Raw genomic sequence first — 19,915 nt, 5'->3', positions numbered from 1 at the left:
GTCCCGACACGGCTCCGGCGGGCACTAGCATGTGGAGCCATGGCCCACGAACCTCCCGCGCAGCACTACTTCGTGTCCGACCCCTCCCTCCCGGAGAAGCCGAGACGGATCACGGTGGAGCTGCGGGGGCGCACGGTGACCGTGGGCACCGCCGCGGGCGTGTTCTCCCCCGGGGACCTGGACAGGGGCACGGCCGCGCTGCTGCGCAGCGTTGCGGATCCCCGCGGCTCGTCGTTGCTGGACATCGGCTGCGGCTGGGGTCCGCTCACCCTGGCGCTCGCGCTCGCGGCTCCCGACGCCGTCGTGACCGCCGTGGACGTCAACGACCGCAGCCTGCGGCTCACGGCGGAGAACGCCCGTGAACTGGGCCTCTCCGGGGTGCAGACCCTGCGACCCGAGGACGTGCCCGAGGACCGCACCTTCGACACCATCTGGTCCAACCCGCCGATCCGCGTGGGCAAGGACGCCCTGCACGAGATCCTCAGCGCCTGGCTCCCACGGCTCTCCCCCGGCGGGACGGCCTGGCTCGTCGTCCAGAAGAACCTGGGCGGGGACAGCCTCCAGCGCTGGCTCGCGGACACGCTCGGCGAGGGGTTCACCGTGGCGCGCGCGGCCACGGACAAGGGCTTCCGGATCATCACCGTGCGGCGCGACTGAACCGTGGGAGCGAACTGAGCGGCACACCTCCGCGACGACGCCGCCAGGCGCCCCTCGGCGCAGGGCCGGGCAGGAGATGACCTCAGACGAGCTCGGCGTGCGCCACCACTCGCGCGGGCCCGGCAAGCACCACGTGCTCGGTGCCGTCCGGTGCGGGCACGAACGTGACGGAGAGGACCCCGCCGGGAACCTGCACGAACCAGCGGTCCGGGGACTCGGGCCCACCCCAGAACCGCGTGGCAGCGGCGGCGGCGCACGCACCGGTGCCGCAGGAGAAGGTCTCCCCCACCCCCCGCTCGTGCACACGCATCTCGAGCCGCCCCACGTCGGAGTCGTCGTGGTCCAGGGGCACCACGAACTCCACGTTGGTGCCCTCCGCGGGGACCGGCTCCACCACGGGCGCGGTGTGCAGGTCCAGCCCGTCGAGCTTCTCGCCCTCGGACAGCGCCACCACCGCGTGGGGGTTGCCCATGTCGATCGAGATCCCGGGCCGCGGGACGGTGAGGCCCGCCGCCGTGACCACGCAGTCCGCGCCGCGCTCACGAGCGGTCTCCCCGTCCGTGAAGCTCCAGGGGCCCATGTCCACGGCGTAGCCGTCCGAGGTGCGTGCCACCGTGCGCACACCCGCCCGCGTGCCGATCCGCACGCGGGCGCCGCGCGGGAGGCGGACCAGCCCCTCACGCACGAGGTGGTCCACGAAGACCCGTACACCGTTGCCGCACATCTGTGCCACGGAGCCGTCCCCGTTGCGGTAGTCCATGAACCACTCGGCGTCCGGATGCGTCCGCAGCAGGGCGCGCCCCTCGGGCACGTGCTCGGAGCGGACGGCGCGGATCATGCCGTCCCCGCCCAGCCCCGTGTGCCGGTCGCACACGGCCGCCACGGTCTGCGGGCCCACGTCCCGGGTGCCGTCACCGTCCGTGAAGACCACGAAGTCGTTGCCCGTGCCGTGCGCCTTGCTCACCCGCACACCCGTCAGCTCGTGGCCGCCCACAGCTCGCACCGTCCCCTCGGTCGTTTCAGTCATGCGCGCCATCATACTGAGCACGAACGAGACCCACGGCGCGCTCCACCACGGACTCCCAGCCCCCGGGGTCGAGGGCATCCAGCCAGGTGATGCGCGGGTCCGCGCGGAACCAGGTGCGCTGGCGCTTGGTGAACCTCCGCGTGGCGGCCACGGTCTCGTCACGGGCCTGCGGCAGGGACAGCGAGCCGTCCAGGACGGCCAGCAGCTGCGGATACCCCAGGGCCTTCCCCGCGGTGGGGCTCTGCCGCAGGCCCACGGCCTCCAGGCCGCGGACCTCGTCCAGCCACCCGCGTTCCAGCATGATGTCCACACGGCGTGCCAACCGCTCGTTCAGCGGCTCCCGGCTCATGCCCAGACCGATCTGCACCGTGGGCGCCACGTACCGCCGCTGCGGCATGAAGGACGTGAACGGGCGTCCCGTGAGGTCGTGCACCTCGAGGGCACGCACCAGGCGCCGGTCGTCCTTGACCCGCGACGCCGACTCCGGGTCGACCTCCGCGAGCTCCCGGAGCAGGGCCACCCTGCCACGTGTCCGCAGCTGCTCCTCGCGGGCGGCACGCACCTCGGGATCCGTGCCCGGGAACTCGATGGCGTCCACCACCGCCCGCACGTAGAGCCCCGATCCGCCCACCAGGACGGGAACCTTCCCCCGGCCCGCGATCTCACGGACGACCCGCCGGGCGTCGCGCTGGAACGCCGCCACGGAGGCCTCCTCGGCGATCTCCAGCACGTCCAGCAGGTGGTGCGGGATGCCACCCCGTTCCTCCGGGCCGAGCTTTGCCGTGCCGATGTCGAGCCCCCGGTACAGCTGCAGCGCATCCGCGTTGACCACCTCGCCCCCGAGGCGCTGCGCGACTGCGATCCCGAGGTCGGACTTGCCGGTTCCCGTGGGCCCCACGACCGCCACGAGCGGGGGGACCGAGGCGTCCCGTGCTGGGACCTCCCCCGCCTCAGGCGACGAGCCCGAGGGGTGCGGGGGAACGCGGGCGGTGCCGTGCGGCGTCGCCATGGCTCAGGAAGTGCGCAGGGTGGGCATTCCCAGCCCCACGGCCCCGGGAGTCCCGCCGGACGACGGCGCACCACAGGACTCGGCCTGCGCCGCCTCCCAGGCATCCCCGCCACGCGAGCGGCGCAGCGTGTACTCGGAGGAATCCCGGGGGTCGGCCAGCAGGTGGTACGACGCCGCGCCCGTGACGGGCACCGTGACCAGGTCACCCGGCCGGGGAGCGGGCGACCCCTCGGGGACACTGAAGTGGACGAGGCGCTGGTCGCGGGCCCGCCCCGAGAGCCGGTGGGTGCTCTCCGCCTTGCGTCCGGACTGGGCGCTGACCAGCACCTCCGCGCGCGTGCCCACGAGTTCCCGGTTGAGCCGGGCACTGATGGAGTCCTGCAGAGCGGTGAGGCGCTCGAAGCGCTCCTGCACCACGGCCGCGGGCACCTGGTCCGCCATCTCGCCGGCGGGCGTGCCCGGGCGGACGGAGTACTGGAACGTGAAGGCGGAGGAGAACTCGGAGGCCGCCACCACGTCCAGGGTGTCCTGGAAGTCCTGCTCGGTCTCACCGGGGAAGCCCACGATGATGTCGGTGGTGATGGCCGCGTGCGGGATGCGCTCGCGGACCCGCTCCAGGATGCCCAGGAACTTCTTCGAACGGTAGGAGCGGCGCATCTCCTTCAGGACCCGGTCCGAGCCCGACTGCAGGGGCATGTGCAGCTGGGGCATCACGTTGGGCGTCTCGGCCATCGCGTCGATCACGTCGTCCGTGAAGGCGGCCGGGTGAGGGCTCGTGAAACGGACGCGCTCCAGCCCCTTGATGTCGCCGCACGCCCGCAGCAGCTTGGCGAACGCACCGCGGTCTCCGAACTCCACACCGTAGGAGTTCACGTTCTGGCCCAGGAGGGTCACCTCCACGGCGCCCGAGTCCACGAGGGCCTGCACCTCTGCCAGGATGTCCCCGGGACGACGGTCCTTCTCCTTCCCGCGCAGCTGCGGGACGATGCAGAACGTGCACGTGTTGTTGCACCCCACGGAGATGGACACCCATCCCGCGTAGGCCTGCTCGCGCTTGGTGGGCAGCGCGGACGGGAAGGTCTCGAGCGCCTCCAGGATCTCCACCTGGGCGCTCTCGTTGTGCCGTGCGCGCTCCAGCAGAACGGGCAGCGAACCGATGTTGTGGGTGCCGAACACCACGTCCACCCACGGGGCCCTCTCCACGATGGTGGAGCGGTCCTTCTGGGCCAGGCAGCCGCCCACGGCGATCTGCAGCCGCTCGTTGCGCCGCTTGACCGGGGCCAGCTGACCCAACTGGCCGTAGAGCTTGTTGTCCGCGTTCTCCCGGACCGCGCACGTGTTGAACACCACGAGGTCGGGATCCTGGTCCACGGCCGGAACGTAGCCCGCGCTCTCGAGCAGACCCGTGATGCGCTCGGAGTCGTGCGCGTTCATCTGGCAGCCGAGGGTGCGGACCTCGTAGGCCGGCGGATTCTGCACGGAGACGGAGGTCGCTGGGGGCTGCACGGCGTGGGGCATCTGAGTCACCTCATCATCTTAGGGAGGGGGTCAAATCTCTCGCGGCCGCTCTGCCCGGGACACTCTGCCCCCGCGAACCACCCGGGCCGCCCAGTGACTGGGCTCCGTTCTCCGGCGGCTCCCGCGCGGTGTCCGGGTGGGTCTCGCGGGCGATGTGCCCTGGCCCCGCCGGGGGCGCACTGCTGCTCCTGGGAAGTCAGGGCGTGTCCCACACCTCGGCTCCCATGGTGTCTGCGGCCGCGCCGTCCGTGTCCGTCACGGACCCCGGTGCGCTGAGCTCTGCCTTGACCACTGCGAACGCAGTGCCCGGCGGATAGCCCTTGCGTCCGAGCATGCTCACGAGCCTGCGCGTGAGCTTCTCGTACTCCTTGCGGTCCCCCGGGTCCACCTGCGCGGGGAGTTTCTTGCGGACGAGCTCGTGGGCGTCACGGGCCTCGTCCTCGTCGCTGCGCTGCGCCAGCGCCTCCTCCGCGAGATCCCCCGTGATGCCGCGCTGGGAGAGTTCGCGCCGCAGCGCGCTCCGGGACAGTCTCCGCGTCTCGGCACGGGACCGCACGAACATCGCGGCGAACGCACGGTCGTCCACGAGGTTGACCTCTTCGAACCGGTCCAGGACCTCATGGGCCACCCCCGCGGGGATGTCCCGGGCCGCGAGTTTTTCCTCCAGCTGCCGCCGCGACTTCGCGGACGCCGCGAGCTGCCGCAGGACAATGGCCCGTGCCGCCTCGTGCTGGTCCGCATCCGACGCCGCGGATGGCTCTCCCCCCGCGAGGGAATCTCGTGAGGAGAGTCCCGCGCGGTGGGGAGCCGAGGAACGGCGGCGGCGGCCACCGTGGGGAGCGGAACCGGTCACGACGGATCAGCCCCTAGAAGGCGGGCAGCCCGGTGTCGTCGGTCTCCGGGGCGAAGGCGGCGTCCGGATCCAGCTCACCGGTCTCCGCGTTCAGACCGGCGGAGTCCTGGGATGCTTCGTCCGGATCCTCGGAGATGCCGAGCTTCACCAGGATCTTGCGCTCGATCTCCTGCGCGAGCTCCGGATTGTCCTTGAGGAAGCGGCGGGAATTCTCCTTACCCTGCCCCAGCTGGTCCCCCTCGTAGGTGAACCACGCTCCGGACTTCTTGACGATCCCGTGCTCCACGCCCATGTCGATCAGGCCGCCCTCGATGGAGATGCCCTGGCCGTAGAGGATGTCGAACTCGGCCTGCTTGAAGGGCGGGGCCATCTTGTTCTTGACGATCTTCGCCCGGGTGCGGTTGCCCACCGGATTCGCACCGTCCTTGAGGGTCTCGATGCGGCGGACGTCCACGCGCACGGAGGCGTAGAACTTCAGGGCCTTGCCACCCGTGGTGGTCTCCGGTGAACCGAAGAACACACCGATCTTCTCGCGCAGCTGGTTGATGAAGATGGCCGTGGTGTTGGTGTGGGACAGCCGCCCGGTGATCTTGCGCAGTGCCTGCGACATCAGGCGTGCCTGCAGTCCCACGTGGCTGTCCCCCATCTCGCCCTCGATCTCGGCCTTGGGGACCAGCGCGGCCACGGAGTCGATCACGATGATGTCGATCGAGCCGGAACCCACGAGCATGTCCATGATCTCGAGCGCCTGCTCGCCGGTGTCCGGCTGGGAGACCAGGAGGTTGTCGGTGTCCACTCCCAGCTTCTCGGCGTAGGCGGGATCCAGGGCGTGCTCGGCGTCGATGAACGCGGCGATCCCGCCGGCCTTCTGGACGCTCGCCACGGCGTGCAGCGCCACGGTGGTCTTGCCCGAGGACTCCGGGCCGTAGATCTCCACCACGCGGCCGCGGGGGAACCCGCCGATGCCCAGGGCGACATCCAGTGCGATGGACCCGGTGGGGATGGTCTCGATCTTGGTGGCGGGACGGTCCCCCAGCCGCATGACCGAGCCCTTGCCGTAGTTCTTGTCGATCTGGGAGAGCACCGTGTCGAGCGCCTTCTGCCGATCGGAGCCTGCCACCTGAGAAGGAGCGGGAGTGGATGCGCCCTTGGACTTGGCTGCCATGATTCACCTCGGATCTCGGGGGCCGATCTGTGGGCCCGGTCTTTGTCGTCGCGCTCCACGGTATCCAGGGGCTCAGACACCCATAAGGGCCCGGCCGCACTGTGGAGAGCGCGTGACGCCCTTCGAATATACCTTCGAATGCGCCGCCTCGCATCCCGAGGGCGCGCCCGCGAGGGAGGCGCTCAGCGCCGCGGTGGCTGGTCCGGACCCCACCAGCGGGACTCCGGCACCTCTTGGGCCCGGCACACCGCGAACCACACAACCTTGGGATCCACACCGGCGTCGAGTGCCTCCAGTGCCGTGCGGTCCCCCACCTCGGTGAGCACGAGGTCTCCCGCCAGGACCCGGCAGTAGCCGGCCCCGAACTCGTGGGCCATCAGCTCCCAGAACGCGCTGACTCGCATGGCGAGGTACTCCTCGGGTGGTCGGTTCATCGGGACGAACGGTGGACGGGACAGCGCAACGGACCCGCCCGAGGGCGGGTCCGTTCACCGTACACGCCGTGCACACCGCACGGCCGTCGTTCTGGTGCCGCGGGAGCACGGGTGCCCCGCGACGTGGGCCGCCGGGCCGCGTGGCGGCGCCCGGGCGGCTGGTCGGGATCAGTGGGCGCCGGCGGCGGTGCCCCCGCGCAGCTGACGGACCTCGCGGGTGAACTCCTCGGTCATCTCCGAGGGCACGGTGTCCGGGATGAAGTTGCCCTCCGCGTAGGCGAGCCGGTCGGCCACCTCGCGCAGCATCTGGGACATGGGGATGTCCAGGGCCGTGCAGATGGAGGCGAGCAGCTCGGAGGAGGCCTCCTTCTGGCCGCGCTCCACCTCGCTGAGGTAGCCCAGCGACACGCGGGCGCTGTGGGACACCTCGCGCAGGGTGCGTCCCTGGCGCTGACGCACGCTGCGCAGCACCTCTCCGATCTCCTGGCGCAGAACGCCCACCTTGGTCTCGTGGGTCTCTGCAGTGACGTCGTCGGCCAGACCCACGTCCTTCCAACGGACGACACCATTGACGGACACGGGTTGCTTCGTCATGTGAATTGCCTACTCCTCGTATCAACGAACGGGGCTCGGCACGCTGTGGTCAGCGCGACGGTCTCGCAGTGCCTGAGCCGTTCCGGCTCACGCTCTGTGGGTCATAACGTGCTTGCAGGTTCAATTGTTCCCCCGTCGCGGGGCGAATTGCACTAGGCGTTGGCTGGTAATGAGATTTGAGTCGCCAGTGTGTCAATGGCCCGCTCCACGGTGGCCTCCCGGATCTGTGCGCGGTCCCCCAGCAGCTCCAGCCGCTCGGCACGGTCCCCGCGCGGGCCGCTGACCCCCAGGAACACCGTCCCCACGGCGTGTCCGTCGTGGGGCTCCGGTCCCGCGACTCCGGTGGTGGAGACGGCCCAGTCCACCCCGAGCGCCGCGCGGGCACCGCGGGCCATCGCGATCGCAACCTCCGCGTCCACCGCACCGCGTGCGGCCAGGAGGTCGTGGGGCACGCCCAGCACGCGCTCCTTGACCTCGTGCGAGTAGCTCACCACGGCGCCCTGGAAGCAGGCCGACGCCCCGGCCACCGTCACGACAGCGGACGCCACCGCTCCCCCGGTGAGGGATTCGGCGGTGCCGATCATGAGGCCCAGGTCCGTGGCGAGACGGACGAGCGCGGCGGCGTCGTACCCGGAGGACGGTGCCGTCACGCGGCCTCCCCGCGGACCGAGCGGTTGCGCAGCTGGACCGCCTTCACCACGTAGTCGACGCCCGTGACCACGGTGGCGAGCAGCGCCAGCGCCGTGAGCACCCACGCGAACCAGAGCCACCACTGCCCCACGAGCGGTGCGAGCGGGAGCAGCAGCGCGAGCAGCGCGGCGGTCTGCAGGACGGTCTTGGTCTTGCCGCCCTTGGACGCGGCCATCACGCCGTAGCGGATCACCACGAAGCGCATGACCGTGATGCCCCACTCGCGCACGAGGATCACGATGGTCACCCACCACCACAGCTCGCCCAGCAGGGACAGCACCACGAACGCAGCGCCCGTGAGCAGCTTGTCCGCAATGGGGTCCGCGATCTTGCCGAAGCTCGTGATGAGGTTGCGGGCGCGGGCGAGGTCCCCGTCCAGCTTGTCCGTGTACATGGCCAGGCCGAACGTGACCACCGCGGCCCAGCGCATCCCCATGGACTGCTCGCCGTGGGTGCCGCCGGCCACGAGGAACCAGATGAAGAACGGCACCATGACGATGCGCAGGGCCGTGAGCGCGTTCGGCAGGTTCCAGTTGGAGCTGTTCGGCGCGGGGTCCCCGTGCGGAACCGCGGTCTCGGATGAGCTCATCGTCCAGTCAACTCCCATGCGTCCTCGGATGTGTCGGAACCGTCGTGGTAGTCGTGGGCGACGTCCGCGAGGGACGCCTCCACGGGGTCCTCGCCGTAGTCCACGGAGCCGACGGCGCTCCCCGCGGGCTGCGCGTCCGGCGCGCGGGCGGGCGGTTCCTCGCCCCGGATCAGGGCGAGGGTGGCCGCGAGGTCGTCGGGCTTGACCAGGACGTCACGGGCCTTGGAGCCCTCGGACGGGCTGACCACTCCGCGGGACTCGAGCAGGTCCATGAGCCGCCCGGCCTTGGCGAAGCCCACGCGCAGCTTGCGCTGGAGCATGGACGTGGAGCCGAACTGCGTGGTGATGACGAGCTCCGCGGCCTGCAGCAGGACGTCGAGGTCGTCCCCGATGTCCTCGTCGATCGTCTTCTGCGGGGCCTCCTGGACCACGTCCTCCCGGTAGTGCACGGTCATCTGGGACTTCACGTGCTCCACGACCTTGTGGATCTCGGACTCCGAGACCCACGCGCCCTGCACGCGCATGGGCTTGGACGCGCCCATGGGCAGGAAGAGGGCGTCTCCCTGCCCGATCAGCTTCTCCGCCCCGGCCTGGTCCAGGACCACGCGGGAGTCCGTCACGGAGGACGTGGCGAAGGCCATGCGGGAGGGCACGTTGGCCTTGATCAGACCGGTGACCACGTCCACGGACGGGCGCTGCGTGGCGAGCACCAGGTGGATGCCCGCAGCTCGCGCCAGCTGCGTGATGCGCACGATCGCGTCCTCGACGTCCCGCGGTGCCACCATCATCAGGTCCGCGAGCTCGTCCACGATCACCAGCAGGTACGGGTAGGGGCGGATGGTGCGCTTCGACCCCGGCTCGGGCTGGACCTTGCCGTTGCGCACGGCCTTGTTGAAGTCGTCGATGTGCTTGTACCCGAAGTGGGAGAGGTCGTCGTAGCGGGCGTCCATCTCGCGCACCACCCACTGCAGCGCCTCCGCGGCCTTCTTGGGGTTCGTGATGATGGGCGTGATCAGGTGCGGGACGCCCTCGTACGCGGTGAGCTCCACACGCTTGGGGTCCACCATGACCAGGCGCACCTCGTCCGGGGTGGAGCGCATGAGGATCGAGACGATCATGGAGTTCACGAACGAGGACTTGCCCGCGCCGGTGGCTCCGGCCACGAGCATGTGCGGCATCTTCGCGAGGTTCGCGAGCACGAAGCCACCTTCAACGTCCTTGCCCACGCCCATGATCATGGGGTGCTCGGACGCGCGCGCCTTCTGCGAGCGCAGCACGTCCCCGAGGGCCACGGTCTCGCGGTCCGTGTTGGGGATCTCGATGCCGATGGCCGACTTTCCCGGGATGGGCGAGAGGATGCGCACGTCCGCGGAGGCCACCGCGTAGGCGATGTTCTTCGACAGCGCGGTGACCCGCTCCACCTTGGTGCCCGAGCCCAGCTCGATCTCGTAGCGGGTGACCGTGGGGCCACGGGAGAAGCCCGTGACCTCCGCGTCCACCTTGAACTGCTCGAGCACGCTCGTGAGCGCACTGACCACCTGGTCGTTGGCCTCGGAGCGCTCCTTGGCGGGCGGGCCCTGCACGAGGTCCGCCACGGGCGGGAGGCTGTAGGCGACGTCGCCCTGCAGCTTCAGCTGCTCCGACCGCGCCGGAATGGGGGTGTTGGGGGTGTGGGTGCGCGGCTCGTCGGCGTCCTCGGCGACGTCCAGTGCGGGAGCGTCCGACGCCGCCGCGGTGTCCGCCGCGGGGGTGATCCCCTGCTGCTCACGCAGCTTCTGCACGTCCCGCTGGGAGCGCGTGGGCCGCTTCTCCCCCGGCCGCGGCGCGGAGCCGACGGAAGGCGCGACCTCGGTCTCCTGCGCCTGCGCGGCGGTCGAACCCCCGGCACGTTGCGGGGCGACGACGCGGGAGTCCCCGGTGCCCGGTGTTTCGGACCTCTCGGCGGGCGCGGCCGCGGCCGAGCCGACGTCGAACACGCCCGTGGCGGTGGCACCGCGGGCCTCGCGGCGGTTGGCCTCGTCCACCACGGCGCGCTCGAAGGCCTCGTCGCCGTCGTAGCGGTCGAGGTCCTGTCGCTGCCGACGGCGTTCGGCGCGGGTGGCCTTCTTCCCCGAGGACGCGCGGACGGGCTCCAGGTAGGAGCGGTCGTGCTCGGGCGCGGAGACGTCCGGGGCGCGGCGCTCGGTCTGGCCCGTGAGACGGCGGTAGAGGTCCCGCAGCCGCGGGCCGATCTCCCCCACGGGAGTGGCCGTCATGACGAGCAGCGCGAGGAGGGCGAGGACCACCAGCACGGCCAGCGCACCCCAGCGGGTGACGAGGGAGGCCAGCGGGTCCGCGGCGAGGAAGCCGACGAAGCCGCCGGCGTGCCACACGGCCTCGAAGCCGTCCCCCAGGTCCGGGGCGCCGCCGGCGAGGTGGGCGATGCCGGAGCCCGCCACCGTGAGGGCCAGCAGCCCGATCGCAATCCGGTTGTTGGCCTGCGTGGGCTCGGGGTGGCGGAACACCCGGATGGCGAAGCAGAAGCAGAAGATGGGCAGAACGAGCGCCATGAACCCGAAAGTGCCGCCCACCACGGCGTGCACCCACGAGGCCGGGACGGCCACGGGTGCCAAACCTACGCCGCGCAGGTTCCACCACTCGACCGCGGCGGTCAGCACCGCGAGCACGAGCCACACGAGGGCACCGCCGTCCCGACGCTGCTCCGGGGCGATGTCGGTGCGCACGGTCCCCACACGCCGCACCGCGGCCCCCACCACGTGACCGGCGCCCGACCACGCCCGGACCAGGCCGTGAAGGGCCGTGGTGCCGGCGGAGGGCCCCGCCGGTGTGCTGCGTGCCGGGGTCTTCTTGCCGTTCTTGGGGGAACGCGCCGCGGTCTTGGACCGGGGTGCGGTCTTCGCCGAACGCGCGGGGGAAGTTCGTGACGCCATTGCTCCAGGGTACCCGGACGCGCAGCGGCCCGCCCGGAGTGGATCCGGGCGGGCCGCTCGTCACGATGGCGCCGTGGGGACCGTCAGGCCTCCACGACCACGGGGACGATCATGGGCTTGCGGCGCAGCTTGCGGGCGACCCACGAGCCCACCGTGCGGCGCACGATCTGCTGCAGCTGGTTGGCGGTGTGGTTCTTCCCGCTCTCGCCCAGCGCCTCCTCCAGCGCCGCGGCGATCTTCGGACGGATCTCGTTGAAGACCTTGTCCTCCTCCGCCACGCCGCGGGCGTGGATGTCCGGGCCGGACACGATCTTGCCGGTGTCCCGGTTGACCACCGTGACCACGGAGATGAAACCCTCCTCGCCGAGCGTCATGCGGTCCTTGAGGTCCGCGTCCGTGATCTCGCCCACCGACGAGCCGTCCACGTAGATGAAGCCGCACTCCACCTGGCCCGTGATCTTGACCTTGCCCGCGTGCATGTCCACCACGGTGCCGTTCTCCGCGAGGATCACGTGGTCGTCCGGCACACCGGTCTCCCGCGCGAGCTCGCCGTTGGCGATCAGGTGGCGCACCTCACCGTGGACCGGCATCACGTACTCCGGCTCCACGATGTTGTAGCAGTACAGCAGCTCACCGGCACCGGCGTGGCCCGAGACGTGGACCTTCGCGTTGCCCTTGTGCACCACGTGGGCGCCCAGACGCATGAGGCCGTTGATCACGCGGAACACGGAGTTCTCGTTGCCGGGGATCAGCGAGGACGCCAGCACCACGGTGTCCCCGGCGTTGACCTGGACCTTGTGGTCCCCGTTGGCCATGCGGGACAGCGCGGCCATCGGCTCGCCCTGGGAGCCGGTGCACATGATGACCAGCTTGTCGTCCGGGTAGTCCCCGACCTTCTTCTGGTCCACGAGCACGTTCGGCGGCACGTCCAGGTAGCCGAGCTTCTCAGCGATCGACATGTTGCGGATCATGGAGCGGCCCATGAGCACGACCTTGCGCCCGCTGGCCACCGCGGCGTCCAGCACCTGCTGCACGCGGTGCACGTGGGAGGAGAAGGAGGCCACGATCACGCGCTGCTTGGCGCGGGATACCACGTCCGTGAGCACGGGGCCGATGGCCTTCTCGGACGGGATGAATCCGGGGACCTCGGCGTTCGTGGAGTCCGTGAGGAACATGTCCACGCCCTCCTCGCCCAGGCGGGCGAAGTGGCGCAGGTCCGTGATGCGCCCGTCCAGGGGCAGCTGGTCCATCTTGAAGTCACCGGTGTGCAGCACCGTGCCGGCCTTGGTGCGCAGGAACACGGCCAGGGCGTCCGGGATGGAGTGGTTCACCGCGACGAACTCGCACTCGAACTCGCCGAGCTTCTCCACCTGGCCCTCGCGCACGGCCATGGTGAACGGCTTGATCCGGTGCTCCTGCAACTTGGCCTCGATCAGGGCCAGGGTCAGCTGCGAGCCGATCACGGGAATGTCCGGGCGGCGCTTGAGCAGGTACGGGACCGCCCCGATGTGGTCCTCGTGCCCGTGGGTGAGCACGATTGCCACGATGTCGTCCAGGCGGTCCCGGATGTTGTTGATGTCCGGCAGGATCAGGTCCACGCCGGGCTGCGTCTCCTCGGGGAACAGCACACCGCAGTCCACCACGAGCAGCTGCCCGTTGATCTCGAACACGGTCATGTTCCGGCCGACCTCACCGAGCCCACCCAGGGGCACCACGCGGAGGGTGTCCTTCGCGAGTGCGGGCGGCGTGGCCAGGTCTGTGGAGTTCCACTGGGTCATGAGACCCCTTTCGTCGTCAGTTGATCAGTGTGTCCGCAATGACCGATGTGCTCAGATCCGCTCGGATCTGCTCCAGCTCAGTCTGCGTGGGTGCCACGTGCGGCAGGCGCACCGTGTTGTTCGGCAGACGGTCCTGCCAGTGAAGAATGGTCTTCGCGGCCACGGCACCGGGCACGCGCATCATGGTGGCGCGCACCACGGGCAGCAGCTCCGCGTTGATCCTCCGGGCGGTCTCGAGGTCCGCGTCCAGGACGGCGTCCACGAGGCGGCGGTACCGCGGCGTGTCCACGTGCGTGGTCACACCCACGAGCCCGGCGGCACCGAGCGCCATCCACGGCAGGGTGAGGGCGTCGTCGCCGGAGTAGAACAGCAGGTCCGTCTCCGCCATGACCCGCGCGGCCGAGACGAAGTCCGCCTTGGCGTCCTTCACGGCCACGATGTTGGGGTGCGAGGCGAGGGAGATCATCGTCTCCGGCTCGATGGGGATCCCCGAGCGCCCGGGAATGTCGTACACCATCACGGGGGTGTCCACCGAGTCCGCGAGGGAACGGAAGTGCGCCTCCACGCCCGCCTGGGTGGGCTTGTTGTAGTACGGGGTGACCACGAGCAGCCCGTCCATCCCGATCTTCTGCGCCTCGAGGCACAGGTACCGGGAGTGCTCGGTGTCGTTGGACCCGGTGCCCGCGAGCAACGGGACCCGCCCGCCCACGGCGTCCTTGACGGCGCGGAAGACCGAGAGGTTCTCCTCGTCCGTCATGGTGGAGTACTCGCCCGTGGTGCCGCACACCACCAGACCGTCGCAGCCGTCGTCCACGAGCTCCTCGGCGAGGTGGCCCGTGGCCTCCAGGTCCACGGACCCGTCCTCGTGGAAGACCGTGACCATGGCGGTCAGCAGGGTCCCGAACAGCGGCGCGGGACGGTCCTTCTGCACTGGGGTGCTCTCGTGTGTCATACCCACAGGCTACCGTCCGGACCCGGCGAGCACGGTCTCGGGGCTGCCGCTGCGGTGCAGGGCGATCGCCGTGCGCATGGCGGCGCGGGCCCGCCGACCGTCCCCGCTGGCCGAGTAGGCGAGGCTCAGCCGGTACCAGCCGCCCCACTGCTCCGGGGCTGCCTCCACCTCACGGCGCACGACGTCGAACCGCTCGTCCGCGGCCGAGCGCACGTACCGCCCGGCCGGGGTCCGCGGCAGGTCGTCCGCGGGGAGCTCGCCGTTCGCGGCCAGCTCCCTGCCCAGCTGCTGGGTGCGGGCGCCGAAGACGATCTCCCGCACCATGGCCCACGCGCCCACGGCGGGGATCACGAGCATGGCCACACCGAGCACCCTGGGGATCCACCCGGGCGTTTCCAGCAGCAGCACGGCACGCTGGAGCGAGAGCCCCAGGTACAGCGTGAGCAGGGCGATCATCAGCGCCGCGAGCGCGCGACCTGCGGAGCCCACCTCCAGCACCGTGAACACCCCGGCGAAGACCAGGACCGCGACAATCCACGTCGTGGAGCCCACCGAGATGGGCAGCAGGAGCACGGTGAGCACGAGCAGCACGATCGCCGCGGTGGCCCACCACCGCAGACCGCCACGTCCTTGTCCCGCGGTCACAGGCCGAGGTCCATGTAGCCGTCCAGACCGTGGGTGAGTCCGGGGTGCTCGGCCACGGAGCGCACGCCGAGCAGCACGCCCGTCATGAACGACACGCGGTCGAACGAGTCGTGGCGCAGGCTCAGCTGCTCCCCCGCGTTGCCCAGCAGGGTCTCCTGGTGCGCCACGAGGCCCTGCAGCCGCACCGAGTGGACGTGCACACCGGACACGTCCGCGCCGCGCGCACCCCGGGGATCGGACTCCGTGGCGTCCGGCGAGGGCGCCACCCCCGCCGCCTCGCGGGCGGCCGCCACCAGCTCGGCGGTCCGGGCGGCAGTGCCCGACGGCGCGTCGAGCTTGCGGGGGTGGTGCAGCTCCACGATCTCCACGGAGTCGAAGAACGCCGCGGCCAGCTCCGAGAACTTCATGGCGAGCACGGCGCCCACCGCGAAGTTCGGGGCCACCAGCACGCCGGTGCCGGGAGATTCCGCCAGCTGGGCCGTGAGCTCCGCCAGGGCGGCGTCGTCCCAGCCCGTGGTGCCCACCACGGCGTGCATGCCGTGGGAGACGGCGAAGCGCACGTTCTCCCGGGTGGCGTCCGGGACCGTGAGGTCCACGACCACCTTGGCGCCCGCGCGCACGAGCTCCGAGAGGTCGTCCGTGCGTCCCAGTGCCGCCACGAGATCCATGTCCGGGGCGTCCGAGACCGCGCGCACCGCTTCCGAGCCCATGCGTCCGTTCCGCCCGAGGACGGCCACCCTGATCCGCTGCTCCATGCTCTCCTGCCTCATTCCTGCTCGTCCGCGGCCTGCGGCCCCACGACGGTGCGGACGGTGGCGTCCGCCGAGAGCCGGGCCGCCAGCTCCTGAACGTCCCCGGACGTGACCGCCCGGATCCTGCGCAGGGACTCGTCCACGTCCACGAAGGTGCCGGTCTTCAGCTCCGCGGAGCCGAGCCGCGACATGCGCGAGCCCGTGTCCTCGAGCGCGAGCACCGTGGCCCCGCTCAGCTGCCCCTCGACCTTCGCGAGTTCCGCACCGTCCATGCCGTCCTGGGCCAACCGGTCCAGCTCCGCCCGCATCAGCTCGCTCACCTGGTCCACGCGCCCCGGCGTGCACCCGGCGTACATGCCGAAGAACCCCGCGTCCGAGTACGAGCCGGAGAACGAGAAGGTGGAGTACGCCAAGCCCTTCTGCTCCCTGATCGTGTGGAACAGCCGGGAGGACATCCCGCCACCGAGTGCCGCGTTGAGCACCGTCATGGCGAACCGACGGTCGTCCCCGGACTGCAGACCGGGGCCGCCGAGCACCACGTTGGCCTGCTCCACGGGCCGGTCGAAGGACCGTGTGCCGGTGAGCGGGCTCAGCGGCGCGGGCGTGGTGGCACGGCGGGTGCCCACGGCCCCGGCCGCGTCCGGGTCCCAGCCCGCGCGCGCGAGCGACTCGCGGACCATCTCCACCACGGCCTCGTGCTCCAGGCCGCCCGCGGCCGTGACCACGAGGTTCTCGGGGCGGTAGGCCGCGCGGTAGTGCTCCCACACGGCGTCCCGCGCCACGCTGCGGATCTCCTCGGGCGTGCCCGCGATGGGACGTGCCAGGGCCGAGCCGTGGAACACCTGGGCCGTGAACTGCTCGAACGCGAAGTCCGTGGGGTCGTCCCGGTCCATGGCGATCTCCTCGAGGATCACACCGCGTTCCCGGTCGAACTCGCGGGGGTCCAGGACAGCTCCGGTGAACATGTCCGCGAGCACGTCCACCGCCATGGGAAGCGCCTCGGAGAGCACCCGTGCGTGGTAGCAGGTGTGCTCGTGCGAGGTGAACGCGTTGGACTCCCCTCCCACGCGGTCGAACGCCTCGGCGATCTCCAGCGCGCTGCGTCGGGCGGTTCCCTTGAAGAGCAGGTGCTCCAGGAAGTGTGTGGAGCCGAGCATGCCCGGCGCCTCGTCACGGGAGCCCAGGCTCACCCAGAAGCCCACGGACGCGGAGCGCTGCCCGGGCATCTTCTCGGTGAGCACGCGCGTGCCGCACGGCAGCACGGTGCGCATGACCACGGCACCGTCTGCGTCGTCGTGGACCACGTGGGTGAAGCCCCCGCGTGGTCCCTGGTCCGGATACGCCCGAAGGCGGGCGTCCGCGCCGGAGCCGTGCTCCGCGGGATCGCCCGCCCTCAGGGGAAGGTCGACAGCCGTCATCGAGTAGCGAAGACCTCTGCTCAGTTCTGGTCGTCGGACGCGGCGTCCGACCCGGCCGCCACCGGCGCGAGCGAGAGCTTGCCGCGGTCGTCCACCTTGGTGATCTCCACCTGGACCTTCTGGCCCACGGAGAGGACGTCGTCCACCTCGTTGACGCGCTTGTCGTCGTTGAGCTTGCGCATCTCGGAGATGTGCAGCAGACCGTCCTTGCCCGGGGTCAGCGAGATGAACGCCCCGAACGTGGTGGTCTTGACGACGGTGCCCAGGTAGCGCTCCCCGACCTCGGGGACCTGCGGGTTGGCGATCGCGTTGATCGCGGACCGCGCGGCCTCGGCGGAGGGGCCGTCGGTGGCGCCGATGTACACGGTGCCGTCGTCCTCGATGGAGATGTCCGTGCCGGTGTCCTCCTGGATCTGGTTGATCATCTTGCCCTTGGGGCCGATGACCTCGCCGATCTTGGAGACGGGGACGTTCACGGAGATCACGCGCGGGGCGAACTCGCTCATCTCGTCCGGGGCGTCGATCGCCGACGTCAGCACGTCCAGGATGTAGAGGCGGGCCTCACGGGCCTGGGTCAGCGCCGAGGCCAGCACGGACGCCGGGATGCCGTCCAGCTTGGTGTCCAGCTGGATGGCGGTCACGAACTCCGAGGTGCCGGCGACCTTGAAGTCCATGTCGCCCAGGGCGTCCTCCGCACCCAGGATGTCGGTCAGGGCCGCGTACTGGACCTCGCCGTCCACGGTGTCCGAGACCAGGCCCATGGCGATGCCCGCGACCGGCGCGCGCAGGGGCACACCGGCGTTGTACAGCGACAGGGTGGACGCGCACACCGAGCCCATGGAGGTGGAGCCGTTGGAACCCAGTGCCTCGGAGACCTGGCGGATCGCGTAGGGGAACTCCTCGCGCGTGGGCAGCACGGGGGTGATCGCACGCTCGGCGAGTGCGCCATGGCCGATCTCGCGGCGCTTGGGCGAGCCCACGCGGCCGGTCTCGCCCGTGGAGTACGGCGGGAAGTTGTAGTGGTGGATGTAGCGCTTGTTCTTCACCGGGGACAGCGAGTCGATCTGCTGCTCCAGCTTGAGCATGTTCAGCGTGGTGACGCCCATGATCTGGGTCTCGCCGCGCTCGAACAGGGCGGAGCCGTGCACGCGCGGGAGCACGTCCACCTCGGCGCTGAGCTGGCGGATGTCCGTCAGCCCGCGGCCGTCGATGCGCACCTTGTCCTTGAGGATGCGCTGGCGCACGGTCTGCTTGGTCAGGGCCTGGTAGGCGCCGTTGACCTCGTCCGCGCGGCCCTCGAAGGGCTTGCCCTCACCCGTGAGCTCGGCCAGCGTGGCCTGGTGCAGCTCGTCCGTGGCGGCCTCGCGCTTCTGCTTGCCGGCGATCGAGTAGACCTGGGCCATGCGCTCGCCCGCGAACTCCCGGACGGCCGCCGCGGCGTCGTCGCCGAAGCCGCCGAAGCGGGGCAGGTCGAGCTCGGGCTTCGCGTTGCGGGCCGCGAGGTCCGCCTGGGCGTCGCACAGGGCCTTGATGAAGGGCTTGGAGGCCTCGAGGCCCTCGGCCACGAGCTCCTCGGACGGGGCGACGGCACCCTGGCCCTTGATGAGCTCCCACGCGTTGTCGGTGGCCTCGGCCTCGACCATCATGATGGCGACGTCCTGGCCGCCGTCCTTGGTGGTCACCACGCGGCCGGCCACGGCCATGTCGAACACGGCGTTCTCGAGCTGGGAGTGCTTGGGGAACGCGATCCACTGGTGGCCGCCGTTCTCCTCGGCCATGAGCGCCATGCGCACGCCGCCCACGGGGCCCTGGAAGGGCAGCCCGGACAGGGTGGTGGACATGGACGCGGCGTTGATGGCCACGGTGTTGTAGATCTCGTCCGGCGCGATGGACATGACGGTGACGACCACCTGCACCTCGTTGCGCAGACCCTTGCCGAACGCGGGGCGCAGGGGGCGGTCGATCAGACGGCACGTGAGGATCGCGTCCGTGGACGGGCGGCCCTCGCGGCGGAAGAACGAGCCGGGGATGCGGCCCGCGGCGTACATGCGCTCCTCCACGTCCACCGTGAGGGGGAAGAAGTCGAAGCCCTCGCGGGGGTGCTTGCCCACGGCCGTGGCCGAGAGCATCGAGGTCTCCTCGTCGATGTACACCATGGCCGCACCTGCGGCCTGACGGGCAAGACGCCCGGTTTCGAAGCGCACGACGCGCTTTCCGTAGGAGCCGTTGTCGATGACGGCTTCTGCACTCTGGATCTCGGGACCCTCCACGGGTCACCTCCGTTTCTTCGTGGTGCGCAGCCCGCGCAACACACCGGTCTTCGATCGAAGCCCTCGCACCGCTCTCGCGTTGCGGAGGCCACTGTCGAGGACCGCGACATGCGGCGCGGCTGCACAGCTGCTGTGGTTCCTGGTACGTGGTGCCGCGGGGATCTGCCCGCGGGCGGCCCGCGTGGTGCGGGCCCGGACGGTGCTCGTCACGAGCAGCGCCGGGTGTGGAGATTCCCCGCCCTCCGGTGCGGAGCGCGGGGAATCGCCGGGACTCACATCACTTGCGCAGGCCGAGGCGCTCGATGAGCGCACGGTAGCGGGCGATGTCAGTGCGACGCAGGTAGTCAAGCATGCGACGACGGCGACCCACCAGGGCCATGAGGCCGCGACGGGTGTGGTGGTCGTGCTTGTGCATCTTCAGGTGCTCGGTCAGGTCGGAGATCCGACGGGACAGAACGGCGATCTGCACCTCGGGCGAACCGGTGTCGCCCTCGTGCGTCGCGTACTCGGTGATGATCTGGTTCTTGATCGTGGCATCCAGTGCCATGGGTAACTCCTCGAGTTAGTACCGTGACCGCCCGGTGCGTGAGATTCCCGCCCGGGGTCCGGGGCGTGCCCCGGGGCCCGACCGCCA

At 70.7% G+C, this 19,915-nt stretch carries 18 protein-coding genes; 1 reads left to right on the top strand and 17 read right to left on the bottom strand.

Features of this window, described 5'->3' with window-relative positions:
- Window positions 1–39 precede the first annotated feature (39 nt).
- Window positions 40–657, top strand: a complete 618-nt coding sequence (locus tag EAE32_RS09690; RefSeq protein WP_121845114.1) for a class I SAM-dependent methyltransferase — start codon at window positions 40–42, stop codon at window positions 655–657.
- Between the two features lie 82 nt (window positions 658–739).
- Here the strand turns inward: EAE32_RS09690 and dapF are convergent, their stop codons facing one another.
- From dapF to rpsO, 17 genes are all read right to left on the bottom strand, one after another.
- Window positions 740–1,684 (bottom strand): diaminopimelate epimerase, encoded by a 945-nt coding sequence (gene dapF, locus EAE32_RS09685; RefSeq protein ID WP_240624990.1) that lies wholly within the window; start codon window positions 1,682–1,684, stop codon window positions 740–742.
- Window positions 1,677–2,693, bottom strand: coding sequence for a tRNA (adenosine(37)-N6)-dimethylallyltransferase MiaA (gene miaA, locus EAE32_RS09680; protein ID WP_121845112.1), 1,017 nt, complete (start codon window positions 2,691–2,693; stop codon window positions 1,677–1,679). The genes dapF and miaA overlap by 8 nt, the downstream gene beginning before the upstream one ends.
- A 3-nt stretch (window positions 2,694–2,696) precedes the next feature.
- Window positions 2,697–4,211: a tRNA (N6-isopentenyl adenosine(37)-C2)-methylthiotransferase MiaB gene (gene miaB / locus EAE32_RS09675; protein ID WP_121845111.1), complete on the bottom strand. Its 1,515-nt coding sequence runs from the start codon at window positions 4,209–4,211 to the stop codon at window positions 2,697–2,699.
- A 196-nt stretch (window positions 4,212–4,407) separates the two neighbouring features.
- Complete coding sequence (locus EAE32_RS09670; protein WP_121865008.1) at window positions 4,408–5,064, bottom strand: regulatory protein RecX; 657 nt, start codon at window positions 5,062–5,064, stop codon at window positions 4,408–4,410.
- Between the two features lie 13 nt (window positions 5,065–5,077).
- Window positions 5,078–6,229, bottom strand: a complete 1,152-nt coding sequence (gene recA, locus EAE32_RS09665; RefSeq protein WP_121845109.1) for a recombinase RecA — start codon at window positions 6,227–6,229, stop codon at window positions 5,078–5,080.
- Window positions 6,230–6,411: 182 nt separating this feature from the next.
- The gene (locus tag EAE32_RS09660) at window positions 6,412–6,633 is read right to left on the bottom strand and encodes a DUF3046 domain-containing protein (protein WP_121845108.1); all 222 of its coding nucleotides are present in this window, start codon (window positions 6,631–6,633) and stop codon (window positions 6,412–6,414) included.
- A 198-nt stretch (window positions 6,634–6,831) separates the two neighbouring features.
- Window positions 6,832–7,257 (bottom strand): helix-turn-helix domain-containing protein, encoded by a 426-nt coding sequence (locus tag EAE32_RS09655; protein ID WP_121845107.1) that lies wholly within the window; start codon window positions 7,255–7,257, stop codon window positions 6,832–6,834.
- A gap of 152 nt (window positions 7,258–7,409) precedes the next feature.
- The gene (locus EAE32_RS09650) at window positions 7,410–7,907 is read right to left on the bottom strand and encodes a CinA family protein (protein WP_276309546.1); all 498 of its coding nucleotides are present in this window, start codon (window positions 7,905–7,907) and stop codon (window positions 7,410–7,412) included.
- A complete protein-coding gene (gene pgsA, locus EAE32_RS09645; protein WP_121845106.1) occupies window positions 7,904–8,536 on the bottom strand; it encodes a CDP-diacylglycerol--glycerol-3-phosphate 3-phosphatidyltransferase in 633 nt (210 codons plus the stop codon). Before pgsA ends, EAE32_RS09650 begins: the two co-directional genes overlap by 4 nt.
- Window positions 8,533–11,466, bottom strand: a complete 2,934-nt coding sequence (locus EAE32_RS09640; RefSeq protein WP_121865007.1) for an FtsK/SpoIIIE family DNA translocase — start codon at window positions 11,464–11,466, stop codon at window positions 8,533–8,535. The genes pgsA and EAE32_RS09640 overlap by 4 nt, the downstream gene beginning before the upstream one ends.
- A gap of 83 nt (window positions 11,467–11,549) precedes the next feature.
- Window positions 11,550–13,244 carry a ribonuclease J gene (locus EAE32_RS09635; protein WP_121845104.1) on the bottom strand — a complete coding sequence of 565 codons (1,695 nt, stop codon included), beginning with the start codon at window positions 13,242–13,244 and terminating at the stop codon, window positions 11,550–11,552.
- 16 nt (window positions 13,245–13,260) lie between these two features.
- Window positions 13,261–14,196: a 4-hydroxy-tetrahydrodipicolinate synthase gene (gene dapA, locus EAE32_RS09630; protein ID WP_121865006.1), complete on the bottom strand. Its 936-nt coding sequence runs from the start codon at window positions 14,194–14,196 to the stop codon at window positions 13,261–13,263.
- Between the two features lie 9 nt (window positions 14,197–14,205).
- Entirely contained in the window at window positions 14,206–14,841 is a 636-nt protein-coding gene (locus EAE32_RS09625; RefSeq protein ID WP_121865005.1) for a hypothetical protein, read from the bottom strand.
- Entirely contained in the window at window positions 14,838–15,596 is a 759-nt protein-coding gene (gene dapB, locus EAE32_RS09620) for a 4-hydroxy-tetrahydrodipicolinate reductase (RefSeq protein ID WP_243635669.1), read from the bottom strand. The genes EAE32_RS09625 and dapB overlap by 4 nt, the downstream gene beginning before the upstream one ends.
- An 11-nt stretch (window positions 15,597–15,607) precedes the next feature.
- Entirely contained in the window at window positions 15,608–17,011 is a 1,404-nt protein-coding gene (locus EAE32_RS09615; protein WP_121865003.1) for a M16 family metallopeptidase, read from the bottom strand.
- 20 nt (window positions 17,012–17,031) lie between these two features.
- Entirely contained in the window at window positions 17,032–19,281 is a 2,250-nt protein-coding gene (locus EAE32_RS09610) for a polyribonucleotide nucleotidyltransferase (protein WP_121865002.1), read from the bottom strand.
- 277 nt (window positions 19,282–19,558) lie between these two features.
- Window positions 19,559–19,828, bottom strand: coding sequence for a 30S ribosomal protein S15 (gene rpsO / locus EAE32_RS09605; RefSeq protein WP_035963435.1), 270 nt, complete (start codon window positions 19,826–19,828; stop codon window positions 19,559–19,561).
- Between the last annotated feature and the right edge of the window lie 87 nt (window positions 19,829–19,915).

It is taken from the genome of Kocuria tytonicola, assembly GCF_003687175.1.
In the GTDB taxonomy this organism is placed as follows: Bacteria; Actinomycetota; Actinomycetes; order Actinomycetales; family Micrococcaceae; genus Kocuria; species Kocuria tytonicola.
This window is presented reverse-complemented; position numbering and strand designations above follow the sequence as displayed.